This is a genomic window from Acetobacter papayae (genome assembly GCF_047721125.1).
GTDB classification, from domain to species: domain Bacteria; phylum Pseudomonadota; class Alphaproteobacteria; order Acetobacterales; family Acetobacteraceae; genus Acetobacter; species Acetobacter papayae.
In genome coordinates this window covers 17,273-35,514 of the sequence record NZ_JBDNWF010000025.1, presented here as the reverse complement: position 1 = coordinate 35,514, position 18,242 = coordinate 17,273, and the positions used below count along the sequence as shown (strand labels likewise).

The 18,242-nt window shown below is 61.0% G+C and carries 18 protein-coding genes and 1 tRNA gene; 10 read left to right on the top strand and 9 right to left on the bottom strand.

The window, feature by feature from the left end:
• The 4 genes from ABF757_RS08705 to ABF757_RS08690 all read left to right on the top strand — a co-directional run.
• On the top strand, positions 1–633 hold a 633-nt coding region (locus ABF757_RS08705), incomplete at its 5' end, for a HesA/MoeB/ThiF family protein (protein ID WP_415481821.1).
• Positions 630–1,052, top strand: coding sequence for a DsrE family protein (locus ABF757_RS08700; protein ID WP_415481820.1), 423 nt, complete (start codon positions 630–632; stop codon positions 1,050–1,052). The genes ABF757_RS08705 and ABF757_RS08700, both read left to right, overlap by 4 nt.
• 111 nt (positions 1,053–1,163) lie before the next feature.
• Positions 1,164–2,222, top strand: coding sequence for an SH3 domain-containing protein (locus tag ABF757_RS08695; RefSeq protein ID WP_415481818.1), 1,059 nt, complete (start codon positions 1,164–1,166; stop codon positions 2,220–2,222).
• A 65-nt stretch (positions 2,223–2,287) separates the two neighbouring features.
• Positions 2,288–3,487, top strand: coding sequence for an SMP-30/gluconolactonase/LRE family protein (locus tag ABF757_RS08690; protein WP_415481817.1), 1,200 nt, complete (start codon positions 2,288–2,290; stop codon positions 3,485–3,487).
• A gap of 31 nt (positions 3,488–3,518) precedes the next feature.
• Here ABF757_RS08690 and ABF757_RS08685 read toward each other — a convergent pair whose 3' ends face one another.
• From ABF757_RS08685 to ABF757_RS08675, 3 genes are read right to left on the bottom strand one after another with little or no spacing between them, the layout of a single operon-like run.
• Complete coding sequence (locus tag ABF757_RS08685; RefSeq protein ID WP_025860982.1) at positions 3,519–3,737, bottom strand: DUF6587 family protein; 219 nt, start codon at positions 3,735–3,737, stop codon at positions 3,519–3,521.
• 38 nt (positions 3,738–3,775) lie between these two features.
• Complete coding sequence (gene feoB / locus ABF757_RS08680) at positions 3,776–5,629, bottom strand: ferrous iron transport protein B (RefSeq protein WP_415481815.1); 1,854 nt, start codon at positions 5,627–5,629, stop codon at positions 3,776–3,778.
• Complete coding sequence (locus ABF757_RS08675) at positions 5,626–5,922, bottom strand: FeoA family protein (protein WP_415481814.1); 297 nt, start codon at positions 5,920–5,922, stop codon at positions 5,626–5,628. Before ABF757_RS08675 ends, feoB begins: the two co-directional genes overlap by 4 nt.
• A 332-nt stretch (positions 5,923–6,254) precedes the next feature.
• Here ABF757_RS08675 and typA point away from each other — a divergent pair, with 332 nt between their 5' ends.
• Together typA and ABF757_RS08665 are read left to right on the top strand one after the other, a co-directional pair.
• A complete protein-coding gene (gene typA / locus ABF757_RS08670; protein ID WP_415481813.1) occupies positions 6,255–8,069 on the top strand; it encodes a translational GTPase TypA in 1,815 nt (604 codons plus the stop codon).
• 250 nt (positions 8,070–8,319) lie between these two features.
• A complete protein-coding gene (locus ABF757_RS08665) occupies positions 8,320–8,583 on the top strand; it encodes a hypothetical protein (RefSeq protein ID WP_415481812.1) in 264 nt (87 codons plus the stop codon).
• A gap of 133 nt (positions 8,584–8,716) precedes the next feature.
• On the opposite strand, the gene ABF757_RS08660 is transcribed toward ABF757_RS08665, so the two are convergent.
• The 6 genes from ABF757_RS08660 to ABF757_RS08635 all read right to left on the bottom strand — a co-directional run bounded on the left by ABF757_RS08660 (position 8,717) and on the right by ABF757_RS08635 (position 14,999).
• On the bottom strand, positions 8,717–9,979 hold the full coding sequence (locus ABF757_RS08660; RefSeq protein ID WP_415481811.1) for a D-amino acid dehydrogenase: 1,263 nt from the start codon (positions 9,977–9,979) through the stop codon (positions 8,717–8,719).
• A gap of 45 nt (positions 9,980–10,024) precedes the next feature.
• A complete protein-coding gene (locus ABF757_RS08655) occupies positions 10,025–11,044 on the bottom strand; it encodes an NAD(P)/FAD-dependent oxidoreductase (RefSeq protein WP_415481810.1) in 1,020 nt (339 codons plus the stop codon).
• 257 nt (positions 11,045–11,301) lie between these two features.
• The gene (locus tag ABF757_RS08650; protein ID WP_025860989.1) at positions 11,302–12,522 is read right to left on the bottom strand and encodes an NADP-dependent isocitrate dehydrogenase; all 1,221 of its coding nucleotides are present in this window, start codon (positions 12,520–12,522) and stop codon (positions 11,302–11,304) included.
• A 220-nt stretch (positions 12,523–12,742) separates the two neighbouring features.
• The gene (locus ABF757_RS08645; RefSeq protein ID WP_415481809.1) at positions 12,743–13,516 is read right to left on the bottom strand and encodes a class I SAM-dependent methyltransferase; all 774 of its coding nucleotides are present in this window, start codon (positions 13,514–13,516) and stop codon (positions 12,743–12,745) included.
• 138 nt (positions 13,517–13,654) lie between these two features.
• Positions 13,655–13,730, bottom strand: a tRNA-His gene (locus ABF757_RS08640).
• 75 nt (positions 13,731–13,805) lie between these two features.
• On the bottom strand, positions 13,806–14,999 hold the full coding sequence (locus tag ABF757_RS08635; RefSeq protein ID WP_415481808.1) for an aminotransferase: 1,194 nt from the start codon (positions 14,997–14,999) through the stop codon (positions 13,806–13,808).
• A gap of 257 nt (positions 15,000–15,256) precedes the next feature.
• Here ABF757_RS08635 and ABF757_RS08630 point away from each other — a divergent pair, with 257 nt between their 5' ends.
• From ABF757_RS08630 to ABF757_RS08615, 4 genes are all read left to right on the top strand, one after another.
• Complete coding sequence (locus ABF757_RS08630; RefSeq protein WP_025860992.1) at positions 15,257–15,595, top strand: P-II family nitrogen regulator; 339 nt, start codon at positions 15,257–15,259, stop codon at positions 15,593–15,595.
• Between the two features lie 109 nt (positions 15,596–15,704).
• The gene (gene glnA / locus ABF757_RS08625) at positions 15,705–17,150 is read left to right on the top strand and encodes a type I glutamate--ammonia ligase (RefSeq protein ID WP_415481807.1); all 1,446 of its coding nucleotides are present in this window, start codon (positions 15,705–15,707) and stop codon (positions 17,148–17,150) included.
• 126 nt (positions 17,151–17,276) lie between these two features.
• Positions 17,277–17,531, top strand: a complete 255-nt coding sequence (locus ABF757_RS08620) for a hypothetical protein (protein ID WP_415481805.1) — start codon at positions 17,277–17,279, stop codon at positions 17,529–17,531.
• Positions 17,528–18,187 (top strand): helix-turn-helix transcriptional regulator, encoded by a 660-nt coding sequence (locus ABF757_RS08615; protein WP_415481804.1) that lies wholly within the window; start codon positions 17,528–17,530, stop codon positions 18,185–18,187. The genes ABF757_RS08620 and ABF757_RS08615 overlap by 4 nt, the downstream gene beginning before the upstream one ends.
• Positions 18,188–18,242: the final 55 nt, after the last annotated feature.

The window sequence follows — 18,242 nt, the reverse complement described above, 5'->3', positions numbered from 1 at the left end:
CTGTATCTGGCGGCGGCGGGTGTCGGGCGGCTGGGGCTGGTGGATGATGATGTGGTGGAACTCTCCAACCTCCAGCGTCAGGTTCTGCACACGGCTGGAACGGTAGGGCACAAGAAAGTCGCTTCCGCCCGCGAACGGCTGAGCGCGCTCAATCCTGAAATCGTGGTCGAAACATGGGATACGCGGCTGAATGCCACCACGGTGGAAGAACTGGTCTCGCGTTATGATCTGGTGTGCGATGGCTGCGATAATTTCGATACGCGCTATCTGGTTAATGCTGCCTGCGTGCGACAGGGTAAAACGCTGGTCTCGGCTGCGGCACAGCGGTTCGGTGGACAGCTTTCCACGTTCCGGCCCCAGCTTGGTGGCCCGTGCTACGCCTGTCTTTACCCCCCTCATGAGGGCAACGATATTGCCAGCCCCACCTGTGGTGATGCCGGGGTGCTGGGAGCCGTAACGGGTGTGATGGGCACCTTGCAGGCAACCGAGGCGCTCAAGGCCATTACCGGCATTGGAACATCCATGGACGGGCGGTTGTTGATGTGGGATGCCCTGTCCATGCGTTTTTCCGAACTGACACTGGCGGCTGACCCGGCCTGCCCGGTGTGTGGCCCGGCAGGGGTAAGAGCATGAGCACGCAGCCTTCCATCCCGCCTGAAACACAGACAGCGCCCTCTGAAGCTCTGGCTCTGCTGCTGGTGGAAGCCCGTTACGAGCGCCTGCATGCGGCCTTCATGATGGCCGCGACAGCTCTGGCGTTGGGGCGGCCGGTTATCCTGTTTGGTATGGGGAGCGGCGTTGCGGCTTTCTGCCGGTCATGGAGCGGTGTGCCTGAGCATGTGCCGGGCGAGGCTGGGCGGCTGAATGCGGGCGTGGCCGGGGTAGAGGTGCTCCGTGATGCCGTGCAGGAAATGGGGGCCGAGATGATGGTATGCGACTCCGGGCTGAAAGCCATGAATCTTGCCCCGCAGGATCTGGTCGAAGGGGTGCGGGTTGTTGGCCTGCCCACATTCCTCGACTGCGCGGCCACCGCGCGGCAGCTTGTATTCTAGGCTGTTAGGCTAGGCCCTGTGTGTCCGGGCAGGGTGCGGTGTGCAGGTTTTTGATCGTGAGCGGAGAAAGCCCTCTTGCTCCGGCGCGGCTCTGTTGGCAGGGATGCAGGCATGACAGTTATCCGTTCCTTTCCGTTTTGTGCTGGCCTGCCCCGTGGCGGGCGGCTGCGTTGCGCTTTGTTGGCCTGTGTGACGGGGCTGGCCGTTCTGCCCGGTGGGGCACAGGCCGCTACGGCCTCCGCCGATACAGGCAAGACCGCCAAGCACCACCACCATCATCACGCGGATGGTACCAGTGCCGAGGTCACCAAAACGGCCCATCATGGCGGTGCGAAAAAGACCGCCCACAAAACCGGCACAACCGCGAAGGCGGATAAAAAACACCATGCCAAGGCAGGAGCGAAAGAAGCCGCTCATGCCCACCATGGTCACGCGGCAACGGCTGCCGCCCATGCTGAAAAGCCGCATCACCATGCGGCAGTGGCCGCAGCCGCCGGGGCCGCTGGAGCCGCAGGGGCACTGGCCGCGACCAGCGCTGCTGCAGCCCCCCCCACGCCTGATCCGGCGGCAGCACAGCCGCCTGCGGCCCCTGATTTGAGCAAAGGCACTGTTACGGGCCTGCCGCTGCCGCGCTACGCTGCCCTGCGGGCGGATGAGGTGAACATGCGTGCCGGGCCGGGCCGGCGCTTTCCTATTCTGTGGGTTTATCACCGCCGCGGCATGCCCGTAAAAGTCGAGCGGGAGTTCGATGTCTGGCGGCTGGTGGAAGACCAGACCGGGCAGAAAGGCTGGATGCAGCAGGCCACCCTGTCCGGTGGGCGGGATTTTCTGATACCGGGCGAACAGCCGGGTGATCAGGCCCCCATTCCTGTCAAGGGTGACCAGAATGGCGATAACCCGGCATCGGCCGGTCATATGGACAGCCGAGAGGTGGCCCGCGCCGCGACCCCGGAAGAGGCCGCGCATGTCGCTGGCGGGGTTATGCTGCGTGCCACGGCGGATCAGGCCGGGGCGATTGTGGCGGTGCTTCAGCCCGGCACGGTTGGTTCCATCAAGGAATGTCCGCAGGGTTCGGGCTGGTGCCGGGTTTCCGTGCACCAGTATAATGGCTGGTTGCCCCGGCAGGCGATCTGGGGTGTGGAGCCGGATGAGGTTCTGGCACCCTCCTGAACACGTTTTACAGCCCTGATGGCGCGCCGCGCCGTGGTCAATCAGGTTAGGGCAGGATAACGGGAATGGCTGCATCGTTTGACAGAGCTCTTGGTCGGCGTGCCATGCTTGCGGGGGTGGCAGGCCTATCCTGCGCGGTAGCGCGGCTACCCGGTGCGCGTGCCGCAGCCGATGCGCCGGAAACCCGGCAGCCTGACCCGGCACCCCATGCCCGCGTGTCGGGGGCAACTCACAGCCTAGCCCCCGATGCGGAAGTCATCGTGCTTGATCATGCTTTCCGGGGGTTACTAGCGGGTAATGCTGTGGTGGAGCGGGTCTGGGGTCACGGGCAGTGGCTTGAAGGCCCTGCTTGGTCGGCACAGGGTCGCTACCTGCTGTTTAGCGATACAGCCACCAGCCATCAGTACCGTTATGTATGGGAAACGGGCGAGGTCACGCTTTTCCGGCCCGAATCCTACCATGCCAGCGGCAGCACGTTTGATTATCAGGGGCGGCAGATTACCTGCGAGCATGTCCTGCGCCGCGTGATCCGTTGGGAGCATGATGGCTCGGTGCATGTTGTGGCCGATCGGTTTGAGGGGCAGCGGCTGAACGGCCCCAATGACGTGATCGCACATCCTGATGGTAGCATCTGGTTTACCGACCCGGTGGCAGGGCCGCTGCGGGAGGGTGAGCCGGGTTCAGGTCAGCCTGTGCCAACGCAAGGTGGAGCGGAGGTTCAGATAGCCAGCCCGCAGGATCATACCTTCCGGGTTGATGTCTCTGGCCGGATCGATGTGGTGCTGAACCAGCAGCAGCTTATCGACCCGAACGGCCTGTGTTTCTCGCCTGATTTTTCCCGCCTTTATGTGGCCTCCGCTGCCCGGCAGGCGCTGCGAGCCAGAGGGCAGGGCAAGGGCGATGCCAAAAAGCATATCTGGCAGGATGGTGACCTGTCGGTGCATGTATTCGACCTGCATGCCGAAGAACTGCCCCTGTCCAATCCGCGCCTGTTTACCAACATGCGTTTTGAGGGTGAGCAGATGATGCCCGATGGTATCCGGGCTGATCTTTACGGCAATATCTGGTGCGGGGTCAGTGGTTCACCCGGAAAAGCTGGTGTGTTTGTTTTCAACCCAGAGGGCCAGCTTATCGGGCGGATTCGTCTGCCACAGGGCGTGTCTAATCTGACCTTTGCAGGGCCGGAGCGTGACTGGCTGTTCATGTGTGCGGGCTCCACACTCTACCGGCTGCGTGTCGGCACCCAAGGCTGTGCGCCGGGCTGAGCCTGGTGTCGGTGGGCCGTTGAGGGCCTGATTAGTGGCAGCCACCGCTTTTGTCGCAGCCCGAGCAGCCGCCGCAGCCACCAGTTTTCTGCCCGGTGGCGAGTTTCTGCGCGCGCTGGCGCAACGTGCCTGCGGGCAGGGTCTTGGCCAGCCCTTGCCACAGCGGCAGCACCGTGGCGGGTGCCAAGCGCTGGAGCCAGTAAACAATGCAGACCACAACGACAAGACCGACAACAAGGATCTGAATCATGATCCCATGTCTCCTTTAAAACAGGGGCTGGTTCCGCTTCAGCCGGTCAGATACCGGGTGATGTGATAGGTCAGCCACGCGGCCACGTAAGCCAGCCCGAAAAGATAGGCCGCTGTTATCAATACCACCCGCCACGTTCCGGTTTCACGCCGAATAACGGCCAGCGTGGAAAAACATTGTGGCGCATAGACATACCAGGCCAGCAGGGAGAGCGCTGTAGCCAGACTCCACTGCGAGGACAGGAGCGGCACAAGGCTCTGTGCCGTATCGGTTTCCGCCCCGGTAATGGAATAGACCGTGCCCAGCGCACTCACGGCCACTTCACGCGCGGCCAGTCCCGGTATCAGCGCCACACAGATCTGCCAGTTAAAACCGATAGGCTGGAAAACGGGTAGCATTAGTTGCCCGATACGTCCGGCCAGACTCCAGTCAATGGCGGGGCCGGTCGCGCCGGGGGGCGGTGCGGGAAAGCTCGACAGCGCCCACAGGATAATGCTGAGGGTTACGATAATACTGCCAACACGGGACAGGAAGATACGCGCCCGCTGCCACAGTTCAAGGGCGAGGCTACGCAGGCTGGGGAGGCGGTAGTCGGGTAGTTCCAGCAGCAGGGGGTGTTCGTCGCTATCGCCGCGCTTGAGCACGCGCGCGACAATCAGGGCGCTGACAATGGCCAGCGCGTAAAGTGCGAACAGCACTAGCCCTTGCAGGTTGAACACGCCCAGCACCCGGTGTGCGGGCACAAAGGCCCCGATAAGCAGCGCATAGACCGGCAGGCGGGCTGAACAGGTCATGAGTGGCGCGATCAGGATAGTTACCAGCCGGTCACGCGGGTTCTGGATAGTGCGGGTGGACATGATACCCGGTACCGCGCAGGCAAAGCTGGACAGCAGTGGAATGAACGAGCGCCCGCTCAGCCCGGCCACGGCCATAAGCTTGTCGAGCATGAAGGCCGCCCGCGGCAGATAGCCGGATTCCTCCAGCGCCAGTATCCACAAAAACAGGATCAGAATCTGGGGCAGGAACACGATAACGGTGCCAGCCCCCGCGATCACGCCATCCACCACCAGCCCGCGCAGCAGGCCTTCGGGCAGGGCTGCCCCCACGAGGCCGCCCAACTGGGTCATGCCTGCTTCCAGCATGTCCATGAAAGGCTGCGCCCATGAAAACACGGCCTGAAACATGACAAACAGCAGCACGAACAGAATGACCATGCCCCAGACAGGGTGCAGCACCCAGTGATCCAGAACCGATTCGAGCTTTTTGGCTACCGGGTGTTCGCGGGTAATGCAGAGTGCCAGCAGGTGGCGTACCTGCGCATGCAGGTCTTCATCCGCATCGGCGGCAGTGGAGGCCGCCTGCACAACCGGTGCGGGCAGGGGGGCATCAAGGGCTGTCAGCAGGTCTGCCGCGCCGCCACGGCGCGTGCCGATAGTCGTGACAACCGGCATGCCCAGTTCCGCCTGAAGGCGCGGTACATCCACACGCAGGCCCTGCTGATGTAGGGCGTCCATCATGTTCAGCACCACCAGCATGGGCCGCCCGAGCTGGCGTAGTTCCAGCAGAAAGCGCAGGTGCAATCTCAGATTGGTGGCCGCTACCACGCATATCAGCAGGTCTGGTGCCGGTTCGCCCTTGTAGCCGCCCCGACAGACATCGCGCGTTACGGCTTCATCGGGGCTGGTGGCGGTCAGGCTGTAAGCGCCGGGCAGGTCTAATACCAGTACCTGTCGCCCCGCCGGGGTGACAAGCTGGCCTGTTTTGCGCTCCACGGTCACGCCCGCGTAGTTTGCGACTTTCTGGCGGCTGCCGGTCAACTGGTTGAAAAGGGTGGTCTTGCCGCAGTTGGGGTTACCAACCAGCGCTACACGCAACGGAGCCGCGTCTGTCATTCCTGCCCTGCAATTTCGTCTTGTGAAAAGCCCCGGTCCTGCGCGCGCTGGGTTTCCTCGCTGGAGCGCAGTACAATGCGTTCGGCTTCCGAGCGGCGCAGGGCAAAGCGTGTAAAACCGATTTCAACCGCCATGGGGTCGCGCCCCAGCGGGCCAAAGGCCACCACACGCACGGGTTCTCCCGGCACAAACCCTAGTTCACCCAGCCTGCGGGCCACGGGGTCGTGGGGGGTGCGTTCGCGCACATGATCAATCACGCCGCACCCAGAAAGCGGGAGGGAGTTGAGAAGCATGGTCCTGTCGTCCTGCCTGGGCGCGCGCCCAGCGGGCGGGGGCGCGGCATGTCTGCGACGGGTCAACATACGTTGCTCCAGCGCATTTGAGAATGATCCTTAGTTCCAATTTTTACCATTGTCCAATGCACGGCTTCGAAAGCGGTTGTGCATATGGCGCCGGGTCAGGGCGCGCCGCATGGCGGAGCAGAGGGAGGGATGCAAGAATTTTACGTGCATTCTGCCGCCGGGGCGGCTATCTGTGCCCCACGCAAAATATCAGCAGCATGTTCTTGCCGCCCCTTCCCGGCTGAAGGCGGTGGCGTGGGGCGCAGGAAAAAATCAGGCAATTCATGGATATCCGCAATATCGCCATCATCGCTCACGTTGACCACGGGAAAACGACCCTGGTTGATGAGCTGCTCAAGCAGTCGGGCTCCTTCCGCGAAAACCAGGCGGTTGCCGAACGCGCGATGGACAGCAACGATCTGGAACGCGAGCGTGGCATCACCATTCTCGCCAAGTGCACGTCCGTTGTATGGAACGACACGCGCATCAACATCATCGACACGCCCGGACACGCCGATTTCGGTGGTGAGGTCGAGCGTATCCTGAGCATGGTGGACGGCGCGGTCGTTCTGGTGGACTCGGCTGAAGGCGCACTGCCGCAGACCAAGTTCGTGGTTGGCAAGGCACTGGCCCGCGGCATCAAGCCGATTGTGGTGGTGAACAAGATCGACCGTGGCGATGCCCGCCCCGATGAAGTGCACAACGAAATCTTCGACCTGTTCGCAGCGCTTGGCGCCAATGACGAACAGCTTGATTTCCCCATGCTGTATGCATCCGGCCGTCAGGGCTGGGCAGATGAATCGCTCGATGGTCCGCGTAAGGACCTCAGCCCCATGTTCGAACTGATCCTGCGCCATGTGCCGGCACCGATTCTGGACAAGGACAAGCCCTTCGCCATGACGGCCACCATTCTGGAAAGTGACAACTTTCTGGGGCGTGTGCTGACCGGCCGTGTGGAACAGGGCCGTGCGCGCGTGAACATGCCCGTGAAGGTGCTGCGTGCCGATGGCTCCGTGGTGGAAACCGGCCGTCTGACCAAGCTGCTCTCCTTCCGTGGTCTTGACCGCGTGGCGGTTGATGAAGTCGAAGCAGGTGACATCGTGGCCGTGGCCGGTCTGTCGCAGGCTACGATTCCCGATACCATTGCCGCTCCCGAGCAGGATGCGCCGCTGGTCGCCATTCCGGTTGATCCGCCCACCCTGTCCATGACCTTCCGCCTCAACGATGGCCCGCTGGGCGGCCGTGAAGGCAAGAAGGTGACCTCGCGCCAGATCCGTGACCGCCTGTTCAAGGAAACGGAAAGCAACATCGCCATTCGCGTGACCGACAGCCCCGAAAGCGAAGCTTTCGAAGTTGCGGGCCGTGGGGAACTGCAGCTCGGCGTGCTGATCGAAACCATGCGTCGCGAAGGTTTCGAACTGACGATCGGTCGCCCCCGCGTGCTGTTCCGCAACAACGAGGAAACGGGTGAGCGCGAAGAGCCTTACGAAGAAGTCACGATCGATGTTGACGAACCGTATTCCGGCGTTGTGGTGGAAAAGATGTCCATGCGCAAAGGCCAGATGCAGGATATGCGTCCGTCCGGTGGCGACAAGGTGCGTCTGCTGTTCATCATCCCGTCACGCGGGCTGATCGGCTACCATGGTGAATTCCTGACCGACACGCGCGGCACGGGTATCATGAACCGGCTGTTCTCCGATTACGGCCCTTATGCCGGCACCATCGAAGGTCGCCGCAACGGTTCGCTCATTTCGGCTGAAGACGGCACCACCACGCAGTATTCGCTGTTCTCCCTGCAGGATCGCGGCACCCTGTTCGTGGATGCGGGTGAAACCGTTTATCAGGGCATGATCATCGGTGAGCATTCGCGCGAAAACGATCTGGAAGTGAACCCGATTCGTGAAAAGAAGCTGACCAACATGCGCGCTTCGGGCAAGGACGAAGCCCTGCTGCTGGTGCCGCCGCGTCGTATGTCGCTCGAGCAGGCGATTGCCTATATCGAGGATGACGAACTGGTTGAGGTCACGCCTTCCGCAGTACGTCTGCGCAAGCGCTATCTGGACCCGCATGAGCGCAAGAAGCGCAAAAACGAAGGCTGATCCTTCTGTTCCGGCTCTACCTCAGGTAGAGCCGGTTTTGTTTGTGGGGTGTGTCGCCGGGTTTGTGGCTGAAATAAGGCGGACATGAGTCGGTTCCGGGAAATGTCTCTGGATTGCAAAAATTTTAGACCAAGACGGCCAATAAATGCCGTGCTACCGATAATGAACGCGACCGGCGATTGTCCTTGCGGATGGTTCGGAACTGTCTGAGCAGGGTTTGCAGGCCGTTTTTTGTCTGGAGATATTTGATATGAATTCTCGTAACCTGTTTGCTGCCCTGTCCACCGTTGCTCTGCTCGGTGCTGCTGCTCCTTCTTTCGCTCAGGAAGCTGCTCCGGCTGCTGCCCCGGCTGCCGCTGCTCCTGCTGCTGAAGCCCCCGCTGCTGCTCCGGCTGCTGCTTCTGAAACCAAGAAGGCCGAAGGCAAGCACCACAAGGGCCACGGCAAGCACCACCACAAGAAGGCTGCTGAAGGCTCTGCCGCAGCTCCTGCCGCTGAAGGCGCTGCTCAGTAAGCAGCCCGACAGGGTTCCACCCGCTTTGCCACATAGGCAGGGCAGGGTGGCTGAAAAGGCCGGGGTCTCAGGACCCCGGTTTTTTTTATGTCACGTGTTCAGAGGGGGCAGAGCCCCGGGTATGCGGGCGGTCTTAATGGGGCTGGTAGCGGCGTAGAGACAGGTCGAGTGCCGGAATTTCCGGGGGCAGGCCAGAAATCTGGTCAGCCACCACACGGGCCGCGCCGCAGGCCATTGTCCAGCCCAGCATGCCGTGACCGGTGTTGAGCCACAGATTGCTGAATGGGTCTGCCCGGCCAATAATGGGTGTGCTGTCAGGCGTGCAGGGGCTCAGGCCAGTCCAGCTTGTGGCCCCGGCCAGATCACCCCCGCCAAACAGTTCTGAAAAGCAAAGCTCCATTGCTGTGCGGTGCCGAGGGCTACTTTTGAGGGTATAGCCCCCCAGATCGGCTGAACCGCTCAGGCGGATATGCCTACCCAGCCGGGTTATGGTGACGTTGCGCGCGCCATCCTCCACCATGGAAACAGGGGCGTGGCTTTCATCTGTCAGGGGCAGGGACAGGGAATAGGCTTTGATAGGGTATACCGGCAGGCGGATATTCAGGCCACGCAACAGGCCGGGACTATAGCTGCCCATGGCCAGCAGGTAGCTGTCCGCACTCAGATGGCCTTCGCTGGTGCGCACAGACAGAATGCGCTCGGCCGAGGCATCCAGCCCCTGTATGGTGGTGTTGTAGAGAAACCGCGCACCAGCTGCTTTTGCCATGCGGGCCAGACGGCGGGTGAACAGGCTGGCATCGCCTGACTGTTCATGGGCAAGGCGCATGCCGCCCACCAGGAGCGGTGCGGCGTGTGTCAGGCCCGGCTCGTGTTCGAGCACGCCCTCAACCGTCATGAATTTGTGCTCGATTCCGGCTTCTGACAGGAGGTGGGCTGCGCGGCGCGCCAGTTCCATCTGTTTATGCGTGCGGAAAACGCGAATCAGCCCTTCCTGCTGGTCATCAAAGGTAATGCCGGTTTCATGCCGCAGGGTATCGAGGCAGTGAAGGCTGTATTCCGCCACACGGCGCATGCGCGCGGCGTTGAGTGTATAGGCGCGTGCGGTGCAGTTGCTCATGAACAGGCCCAGCCAGCGCAGCATGGCGGGGTCAGGCCATTTGCGCAGGCGCAGGGGGCTATCCTGTGGGCTCAGCAGCCAGCGCACTGCCTGTAGCGGCAGGCCGGGGCGCGCCCATGGAAAGGCGCAGCCCGGCACGATCTGCCCCGTGCCCGCGCTGGATGTTTCAGACGCGGCTTCGGGTTGTCGGTCGATTACGGTGACATCGTGGCCCAGCCGGGTCAGATACCAGGCTGAAGTCACCCCGATGACCCCCGCGCCCAGAATGATCACTTTCACGGCAGCATCCTCGCGGGCGGATGAAAGGGCAGGCGTTCCCGATAGTTAGCCGGCAGGAACGCCTTTGGTGGTGGAATATTCGAAATGCAGGGCCTGATCGGGGTTGATGATGGGATACAGCGCATGGGCTGCCATGGCGGCCTCGCTGAAACCCTGCAGGATGAGTTTGAGCTTGCCGGGATAGGTGGCCACATCGCCAATGGCGAATACACCGGGCAGGCTGGTTTCGCAGGTGGACGGGGTTACGGGAATGGTGGCTCGCGCCGTATCCATGCCCCAGCGCGCTACAGGCCCAAGATCGGTTGCCAGCCCAAAGAAGGGCAGAAGCACATCAGCCTCAAGCGTGCGTGCCTGACCGTTAAGGTCCATGACCTCAACCCCTTCCAGCCGCCCGTTTTGGCCGTGCAGGCCATGGAGCTGGTAGGGCACGACCTTTTCAATCTGCCCAGCGGCAACGGCTTCATCAAGCTGGCGCAGGCTTTCAGGCGCGCCACGGAAGCGATCGCGCCGGTGCACCAGATAAACGTGCTCCGCCTTGTCCTTGAGGGCCAGTGCCCAGTCGAGTGCCGAATCCCCACCCCCAGCGATAACAATGCGCCGGTTTTCAAATTCGGCCTTGCGGCGCACGTAATACTGCACGGCACCGCTGGCTTCGAAGGCCTCAAGCCCATCGAGAGGGGGGCGGTTGGGGCCAAAAGCGCCTGCTCCGGCAGCGATGATGACCGCTTTGGCAGCAAGGTTTGCGCCCTTGTCGGTGCCAAGCACGAACGCTCCGCGCTGGCCGCTCAGGCTTTCCACCTTGTGGCCCAGCAGGCGGGGCACGGCAAAGGGTGCAATCTGTTCTTCAAGCCGGGCGATCAGCTGCGCACCTTCCACGGCGGGGCAGGCGGGAATGTCGTAAATCGGCTTTTCAGGATACAGGGCAGCGCACTGGCCGCCTGTTTCGGGCAGGACATCGATCAGCACGCAACGCAGGCGCAGCATGGCACACTGGAAAGCCGCGAACAGGCCTGCCGGGCCTGCACCGATAATGGCTACGTCTGTTTCGGCCGGCATGTCGGTCATTGAGCATCCATCCTGCTTGTCTGGTCTTGCCTGCGGGCATAGGGCCAAGAGCGGCCCGGACGCAAGAGCGGGCAGTCAGTCCGCCAAAGCTGCCGTGCCATTGAGGCAGGGATATGGCCGTGCGGGCCGCATGGGCGCAGGTCGCAAAACAGACATAAAAAAACGCGCGCCTCCGATAAGGAGCCGCGCAGATAGAAAGGGGTGGAATGTTCCACCCCAGCACCTTTTGGCCCGGCATGGAGCCGGGCCCGGCGTTTTCAGGCCTTGGGCAGTGCCTTCTTCAGCGCTTCGTCCAGCACATCAAGGAAAGGCTGGGTGTCGAGCCAGGTCGCGCCTTTGCCAACCAGCAGAGCGAGATCTTTGGTCATCTGTCCACCTTCCACGGTTTCGATACAGACGCGCTCAAGCGTGTTGGCGAAGTTGACGACATCCGGCGTATCGTCAAAGCGCCCGCGATAGGCCAGTCCGCGCGTCCATGCGAAAATGGAGGCAATCGGGTTGGTGCTGGTGGGCTTGCCTTTCTGGTGCTCACGATAATGGCGCGTAACCGTACCGTGGGCGGCTTCGGCTTCCACTACGTCACCCGTGGGGCTGAGCAGCACGGATGTCATGAGCCCGAGGCTGCCGAAGCCCTGCGCCACAATGTCGCTTTCCACATCGCCATCGTAGTTTTTGCAGGCCCACACATAACCGCCCGGCCATTTGAGGGCGCAGGCCACCATGTCGTCAATCAGGCGGTGTTCGTAGGTCAGGCCCAGTTTTTCAAACTCGGTCTTGAACTCACGCTCATACACTTCCTGAAACACATCCTTGAACATGCCGTCATAGGCCTTGAGGATGGTGTTTTTGGTGGACAGGTAAACCGGCAGCTTGCGGTCACGCCCGTAGGAGAGCGAAGCGCGGGCGAATCCTTCGATCGAGGCGCGGGTGTTGTGCATGCCAAGTGCCACACCCGGCCCTTTGAAGTCATGCACGTCCAGCACCATGGGCTCGCCGCCATCTTCCGGCACGAAGTTGAGCGTGACACGGCCTGCACCGGGAATACGCGTTTCAGCTGCGCGGTAGATATCACCATACGCATGACGGCCGATCACGATGGGCTTGGTCCAGTGCGGAACAAGGCGCGGCACGTTGGAGCAGATGATAGGCTCGCGGAAAATGGTGCCATCAAGGATGTTGCGGATGGTGCCGTTGGGCGAGCGCCACATTTTCTTGAGCCCGAATTCCGTCACGCGGGCTTCATCCGGGGTGATGGTCGCGCATTTGACCGCAACGCCGTAGCGCTTGGTGGCTTCGGCGGCGTCGACCGTGACCTGATCATCCGTTGCGTCACGGTGTTCGATGCCGAGGTCGTAGTATTTCAGGTCAATATCCAGATAGGGCAGGATCAGGCGTTCACGGATGAAATGCCAGATGATGCGGGTCATTTCATCCCCGTCCATTTCCACAACCGGGTTTTTGACCTTTATTTTCGCCATGATGAGGTATCCGTCTCCGAAGTTTTTAGTGCGTCTGGCGTATGGAAGTTCATGAACGTATGCGCCAGACGGATTAAAAACCTTATGGCGGATCAGGCTCGCGCACTCTTCACAATCAGGACAGAAAACGGGCCGGTTTAGGCGTAATGGCGGTTTTCCGCCATAAAATCGGGTTTGACTAGCGTTGTTGTGACAAGCGTTGCCCTATTGCATGCAGCAATCAGGCCGGACGGCGGAACAACATCGAATGGGCGGGGCTTTTGCTGCCAAAATTCCGGTAGAGGGTAAAGCCGTGGTCGGTAAACAGCCGTATGAGCGTATCGGCGCTGTAAAACAGCAGATGCTCGGGCGGGCACATGGCGTCCCATAGGGTGAGGTCAGACGGGGTGCGCGGGTGGCTGTAATCGGGGGCGGAGGCATAGACAAACCCGCCGGGACGAACGATGGCATCCAGTGTCTGCATGAATTCCGCTGGGCCGGGCAGGTGTTCCAGCACTTCGGAGGTGAACACAAAGTCAAATTGTAGGCCGCGTTCGCGGAACTCCGTCAGGCTTTCGCAGTAGAAAGTGCAGTGCCCGAAATGGGCGCGGGCATAGTCGATGCTGTTCTGACTGATATCCAGCCCGAGCACTCGCCCGCCCAGCCGCGTGAAGGCTTCAACCATAAAGCCGCCGCCGCAGCCGATATCCAGTACGTCCTTGCCAACAACCTGCGGCAGAAAAGCGAGACTGCGCCAGATAGCCCGCCAGCGGCGGCTTGAGGCCTTGGGGTAAAAGCTGGCCGAGGCTTGCCGGTACGTGGTGTGGTAGAACGCCCCAAGGGCTTCCGCCGAGGGAAAGGGCGAGACGAACACCAGTGCGCAGGTCGGGCAGCGGAACAGATCGTATCTGTTGAGGTCATACCCGTAGGCGTGGAAAGCAAAAGCAGCATGCGCATTACCGCAGACAGGGCAGTGCGCTTCCTGTGGTGTAGGCGGGCAAGGGGGCTGGTTCATTACCCCGGTATTGCATGCGTATGCGGGAAAAAACAGTGCCCTGCGCGTGCAGTGCGTCTGTTGTGACTTCCGGCCATCAAGGCGCGAAAAAGCCTAGCGGTTTGCCCGATATTTTTTAAGGGAAAGGGAAAAATATGCTGGGGCGAACGACGGGGCTCGAACCCGCGACCACCGGTACCACAAACCGGCGCTCTACCAGCTGAGCTACGTCCGCCACACAGCAAGCGGACGTTTAGAGAAAACGTACCCACCCGTCAACCGCAAAGAACGCGTTCGGGCATGGAAAAAATCACGCCCGGCTATTTTTCCATGCTTCGATCCGGGCCACGGCTTCCAGTAGCACCTCTTCGCGTTTGCAGAACGCAAAACGGATCAGATTGCGCGGCGGTGGGGTCTGTCCATCAGGGTCATAGAAAGCAGAGGCGGGGATGGTGGTGACGCGCGCCTGCTGTGTCAGTAGGCGGGAGAAGGCCACGTCATCCATTCCGCTTTGGGGGCCGTCCTGTGTGAATGGTGTAATATCAGCCATGACAAAATAACTGCCCTGACAGGGCAGCACCCGGAATCCGGTGCGTTCTAGGCCTGTTGAAAGAATCAGGCGCTTCTTATCCATGTCGCGTGCGAGGTCGGTAAAATAGGTACCGTCCTTGTTCAGCCCGAAAGCTACGGCCCGTTGCAGGTTGGGTGCCGTGGCAAAAACCAGATTCTGATGTGCCTTGGAAACGACCGATGCCAGTTCAGCCGTGGCGGTCACGTAGCCGACTTTCCACCCTGTAAGGGAAAAGCTCTTGCCTGCGCTGCCGATGCGCAGGCAGCGCTCACGCATGCCCGGTCGGGTCATGAGCGAGACATGGGGGGCACCAAAGGCAAGGTGCTCATACACTTCGTCGCAGACAGCGTAGGTATCGTGGCGGCGCACGAGATCGGCGATGAAATCCAGTTCCTCAATGCTGAAAACCTTGCCGGTCGGGTTCATCGGGCTGTTCAGCACAATGGCTTTGGTCCGGGCTGAAAACGCCTCTTCCAGCGCCTTGCGGGGCAGCGCCCAGTCCGGCGCTTCCAGCCTGACAAGGCGCGGGATTCCGCCAAGCTGGCGGATAACCGGCAGATAGGTATCGTACAGGGGTTCCATCAGCACCACTTCATCGCCCGGTTCGATCAGGGCGAGAAAGGCGGCAGCAAGCGCTTCTGTGGCGCCAGAGGTCACGACCACTTCCGAATCGGGGCTGACGGCAAGGCCCTGAAACCGCAGGCTGGCATCAGCCACGGCCTGACGCAGCTCTGGCAGACCTGTCAGGGGGGCATACTGGTTGCGGTTATCCAGCAGGGCATCGGCTGCCACACGCACCATATCCTGCGGGCCTTCCGTATCAGGAAAGCCCTGCCCGAGATTAATGGCGTCGTGCTGGCGGGCCAGCTCGGACATGAGTGTGAAGATGGTTGTCGGCTGGGCCGCAAGGTTCTGGTTCAGCGTTTTGGTCATGGGCAGGATTCCTTGCCCGTTTGGCGGGGGTTCGTAAAATGAAAAAGACTCATGTCAAGATATGGCGTGGCATGAGGCTTTGCGTTTTAATGCCGTATCGATACAAATGCACATCTACCGATTGCCCGGCGGAGCAAGGCGTGCAAGTGTGGCCCCACACGCCGCCGTGCGCCCGAATGGGTGCGGTACGGCTGTGGACTGACAGGTACGGACAGCCCGCAAAGCGGGCGCATGACATGGTGTGCTGACGACGCGATATGAAAAAGATCGAAGCCATTATAAAGCCCTTCAAACTGGACGAAGTGAAGGAAGCCCTTCATGAGCTCGGGCTGCAAGGCATTACCGTAATCGAGGCCAAGGGCTTCGGGCGGCAGAAAGGGCACACCGAACTTTATCGCGGCGCCGAATATATCGTCGATTTTCTGCCCAAGATGAAAATCGAGGTTGTCTGCCCTGCATCCATGGTCGAACGCGCGGTCGAAGCAATTTCGGCTGCAGCCCGTACAGGGCGTATCGGTGATGGCAAGATTTTCGTGATTCCGGTGGAAGACGTTGTGCGAATCCGCACGGGGGAACGAGGGGGTGATGCCATCTGATTTTTCATATCTGGCGTGCCGGATATGAAAGGCAGGGGTGTTCCCTTTGGTCATACAGCGCGTGTCGCGGGGTGCGGCACGTATCTCAGGCTTTTTAGGTGAGAAGAGCATGGTAAAGAAAACAGCTTCTGCGGGCGACAGCAAGGCCGCTGCAATTGCCAAGGTTTTTGAGCTGATCCAGGAACATGCGATCGAGCTCGTGGATCTGCGCTTTACGGACACGCATGGCAAATGGCAGCATACGTGCCAGCATGTCAGCACCATTGAAGAAGACAGTTTTACCGATGGTTTCATGTTCGATGGCTCTTCCATCGCTGGGTGGAAAGCCATCAACGAAAGCGACATGGTGCTGCTGCCGGACGCGACCTCTGCCGTGGTGGACCCGTTCTCCGCCCGCCCGCAGCTGATCCTGTTCTGCGACATCATCGAGCCCTCCACCGGGCAGCCCTACAACCGTGACCCCCGCTCCACAGCCAAGCTGGCCGAGCAGTACCTGAAGTCTTCCGGTCTGGGCGATACGGCTTTCTTCGGCCCCGAAGCCGAGTTCTTCGTGTTCGACAACGTGCAGTTCGGCACGGGCCCGAACTACGGCAAGTACCAGCTCGACAGCATCGAAGGGCCTGACGCCTCCCTGAAGGATTTCCCCGAAGGGAACATGGGTCATCGTCCGGGCGTGAAGGGCGGCTACTTCCCCGTTGCTCCGGTTGACAGCGAAAGCGACCTGCGCGCCGAAATGCTGGCCACCATGGGCGAAATGGGTCTGGCGATCGAAAAGCACCACCACGAAGTGGCGCAGTCCCAGCACGAGCTGGGCACGAAGTTCGAAACGCTGGTGCGTGCTGCCGACTTCATGCAGATTTACAAATACTGTGTGCACAACGTCGCGCATTCCTACGGCAAGACGGCCACGTTCATGCCCAAGCCGATTTTTGGCGATAACGGCTCGGGCATGCATGTCCACCAGTCCATCTGGAAAGACGGCAAGCCCACCTTCGCTGGCAACGGCTATGCTGACCTGTCCGACACGGCGCTGTACTACATCGGTGGTATCATCAAGCACGCGAAGGCTCTGAACGCTTTCACGAACCCCTCCACCAACTCCTACAAGCGTCTGATCCCCGGCTTTGAAGCTCCGGTGCTGCTGGCTTACTCGGCCCGCAACCGTTCCGCTTCCTGCCGTATCCCCTACGCGACCAGCCCCAAGGCAAAGCGCGTTGAGGTTCGCTTCCCCGATCCGACAGCCAACCCCTACCTGGCGTTCTCCGCCATGCTGATGGCTGGCCTGGACGGCATCAAGAACAAGATCCACCCGGGCGATGCCATGGACAAGGATCTGTATGACCTGCCGCCCGAAGAGCTGAAGCAGATCCCGACCGTTTGCGGTTCGCTGCGTGAAGCTCTGGAAGCCCTGACGGCTGATCATGAATTCCTTCTGGCCGGTGGCGTGTTCACCAAAGACCAGATCGAAAGCTATGTCGCGCTCAAGTGGAACGATGTGTATCGCTTCGAACACACGCCGCACCCGGTTGAGTTCGAAATGTACTACTCTGTCTGAGCCGGATCGGGGCTGAAGGTTTTTAGCCCCACCAGTTCTGCGGATTGTTACGTTATGAAGGCGCGGCCCCTCTGGGGGCCGCGTTTTTTTATGGGCAACGCTCTGATGCTTGCGGGCGTGCGATGGATGGGTAATCCTGCTCGGATGTGGAAAGAACCCTATCTTGAATCCTGCTGCCGCTCGGCTTTGCATAGGGTGTCGCTGGCCGGAGCCGCCGGGCGGCCGAAAGGGCTGAAAGATGACCCCTGCCTTGAGCGCATGCAGCGCATGGGTTTTCTGACCTGTTCTGATGAAGGGCGATTTTTCATGACGGCGGCAGGCAGGCAGCGGCATGCGCAGGAAGTCCTGCGCCATGGCCCCCATGCCCGGTCAGAAACATGATTACCGCGCTGGATGTCTGGTCAGCACTCGATAGCCTCGCGCGGGAACGGGGGCTGACACCTTCCGGCCTTGCTCGTGCTGCCGGACTCGATGCCACGGCGTTCAACCCATCGCGCCGGGGAACGGATGAGGGCAGGGCACGCTGGCTCTCTCTTGGTAGTCTGCTGCGCGCACTCGCCGTGCTGGATACCCCGCTGAGCACCTTTGCTGCAGGGCTGGAAAAAAGACCCTTCGCACCTCAGGGGGCTGAGCATGCGCTGGAGCCGGTGGTAGGGGGCGGTATGTGGGGCCTGCCGCTTTCGCATCTGGGGCAGGAAGGGCTTTTTGACCGGTATGGCGTGCCCACTGGTTCCGCATGGGAGCAGATGGACTGTCCTTTCAACCTGCCTGCACCCGCCTATGTTGTGCGGATCGATACTGATCTGTGCGAACCGGTGCTGCGCGAGGGCGCGTCCGTTGTGCTTCTGCCGGGGCTGGCGGTAAGGGCTCAGGATAGGGTTTTGCTGGTCGTGCCGGGGGAGGTGCCCTGTGTCGGGATCATGAGCGAGCATGCCCCCAGTATTATCCTTCCCTTTGATGTCTCTTCAGGAGAGGGGCGGCCGGTTCCTGAAGGCGAAGGCCATCATCTGCACCGCATTGTCATGACCACGGCCTAGAGGCAGGTGGCGGTCTTTGGCGGCTGTGTGAAAAATAATGCGCCAAGTTGGGCCG

Coding starts and splice junctions, on each gene's coding strand:
- glnA (WP_415481807.1), top strand. CDS start 15,705: ATGGTAAAGAAAACAGCTTCTGCGGGCGACAGCAAGGCCGCTGCAATT.
- ABF757_RS08685 (WP_025860982.1), bottom strand. CDS start 3,737: ATGATTCAGATCCTTGTTGTCGGTCTTGTCGTTGTGGTCTGCATTGTT.
- ABF757_RS08630 (WP_025860992.1), top strand. CDS start 15,257: ATGAAAAAGATCGAAGCCATTATAAAGCCCTTCAAACTGGACGAAGTG.
- ABF757_RS08700 (WP_415481820.1), top strand. CDS start 630: ATGAGCACGCAGCCTTCCATCCCGCCTGAAACACAGACAGCGCCCTCT.
- ABF757_RS08620 (WP_415481805.1), top strand. CDS start 17,277: ATGGGTAATCCTGCTCGGATGTGGAAAGAACCCTATCTTGAATCCTGC.
- ABF757_RS08675 (WP_415481814.1), bottom strand. CDS start 5,922: ATGCTTCTCAACTCCCTCCCGCTTTCTGGGTGCGGCGTGATTGATCAT.
- feoB (WP_415481815.1), bottom strand. CDS start 5,629: ATGACAGACGCGGCTCCGTTGCGTGTAGCGCTGGTTGGTAACCCCAAC.
- ABF757_RS08655 (WP_415481810.1), bottom strand. CDS start 11,044: ATGACCGACATGCCGGCCGAAACAGACGTAGCCATTATCGGTGCAGGC.
- ABF757_RS08695 (WP_415481818.1), top strand. CDS start 1,164: ATGACAGTTATCCGTTCCTTTCCGTTTTGTGCTGGCCTGCCCCGTGGC.
- ABF757_RS08645 (WP_415481809.1), bottom strand. CDS start 13,516: ATGAACCAGCCCCCTTGCCCGCCTACACCACAGGAAGCGCACTGCCCT.
- typA (WP_415481813.1), top strand. CDS start 6,255: ATGGATATCCGCAATATCGCCATCATCGCTCACGTTGACCACGGGAAA.
- ABF757_RS08690 (WP_415481817.1), top strand. CDS start 2,288: ATGGCTGCATCGTTTGACAGAGCTCTTGGTCGGCGTGCCATGCTTGCG.
- ABF757_RS08650 (WP_025860989.1), bottom strand. CDS start 12,522: ATGGCGAAAATAAAGGTCAAAAACCCGGTTGTGGAAATGGACGGGGAT.
- ABF757_RS08665 (WP_415481812.1), top strand. CDS start 8,320: ATGAATTCTCGTAACCTGTTTGCTGCCCTGTCCACCGTTGCTCTGCTC.
- ABF757_RS08615 (WP_415481804.1), top strand. CDS start 17,528: ATGATTACCGCGCTGGATGTCTGGTCAGCACTCGATAGCCTCGCGCGG.
- ABF757_RS08635 (WP_415481808.1), bottom strand. CDS start 14,999: ATGACCAAAACGCTGAACCAGAACCTTGCGGCCCAGCCGACAACCATC.